The organism is Shigella sp. FC1544, assembly GCF_001722145.1.
Lineage (GTDB): Bacteria > Pseudomonadota > Gammaproteobacteria > Enterobacterales > Enterobacteriaceae > Escherichia > Escherichia coli.
Genome location: NZ_MECT01000337.1, coordinates 1 through 1,051, shown reverse-complemented (window position 1 = coordinate 1,051; position 1,051 = coordinate 1). Strand labels below are relative to the sequence as shown.

2 protein-coding genes and 2 pseudogenes are annotated in these 1,051 nt (G+C 47.3%); 2 read left to right on the top strand and 2 right to left on the bottom strand.

What is annotated here, in order from left to right:
• Positions 1 to 300, top strand: a pseudogene (locus tag BGK49_RS15870) (IS1-like element IS1X2 family transposase); the annotation flags it as partial.
• Positions 301 to 332: 32 nt separating this feature from the next.
• Complete coding sequence (mgtT, locus tag BGK49_RS31145) at positions 333 to 437, top strand: protein MgtT (RefSeq protein WP_211180496.1); 105 nt, start codon at positions 333 to 335, stop codon at positions 435 to 437.
• Positions 438 to 551: 114 nt separating this feature from the next.
• Here the strand turns inward: mgtT and dgcZ are convergent.
• Both dgcZ and BGK49_RS15865 read right to left on the bottom strand, forming a co-directional pair.
• A pseudogene (gene dgcZ, locus BGK49_RS27540) lies at positions 552 to 803 on the bottom strand (diguanylate cyclase DgcZ); the annotation flags it as partial.
• 39 nt (positions 804 to 842) lie between these two features.
• Positions 843 to 1,051, bottom strand: a 209-nt coding sequence (locus BGK49_RS15865) for an IS3 family transposase (RefSeq protein WP_001073957.1), incomplete at its 5' end; no start/stop codon positions are given.

Genomic DNA, 1,051 nt, shown 5'->3' with positions numbered 1-1,051 from the left:
ACGGTTGTGGCGCACGTCTTCGGTGAACGCACTCTGGCCACACTGGAGCGTCTTCTGAGCCTGCTGTCGGCCTTTGAGGTCGTGGTATGGATGACGGATGGCTGGCCGCTGTATGAATCACGCCTGAAGGGAAAGCTGCACGTTATCAGCAAGCGTTACACTCAGCGCATTGAGCGACATAATCTGAATCTGAGACAACATCTGGCAAGGCTGGGACGGAAGTCACTGTCGTTCTCAAAATCGGTGGAGCTGCATGACAAGGTCATCGGGCATTATCTGAACATAAAACACTATCAGTAAGTTGGAGTCATTACCCACAAATGGGATGACTAATGAACGGAGATAATCCCTCACCTAACCGGCCCCTTGTTACAGTTGTGTACAAGGGGCCTGATTTTTATGACGGCGAAAAAAAACCGCCAGTAAACCGGCGGTGAATGCTTGCATGGATAGATTTGTGTTTTGCTTTTACGCTAACAGGCATTTTCCTGCACTGATAACGAATCGTTGACACAGTAGCATCAGTTTTCTCAATGAATGTTAAACGGAGCTTAAACTCGGTTAATCACATTTTGTTCGTCAATAAACATACAGCGATTTCTTCCCGTTTGCTTACCCTCATACATTGCCCGGTCTGCTCTTCCAATGACCACATCCAGAGGCTCTTCAGGAAATGCGCGACTGACACCTGCTGTCACGGTAATGTTGATATGCCCTTCAGAATGTGTGATGGCATGGTTATCGACTAACTGGCAAATTCTGACACCTGCACGACATGCTTCTTCATCATTAGCCGCTTTGAGGTGTACTGGCAATAGCGGACACTACCATTTGTTCTTTTTTTAAGCAGCCATCTGATGATATTTTTCCCTGAAGGCTGCCGGGGAGATATTCCCCAGACGAGAGTGACGACGCTGACGATTGTAGAAAATCTCAATGTATTCCCGTATTACTGAGATGGCTTCATCCCGGTTATTAAAACGATAGTGGCTCAGGCTCTCATTTTTCAGCGTTCCCCAGAAGCTTTCCATCGGAGCGTTGTCGTAACAGT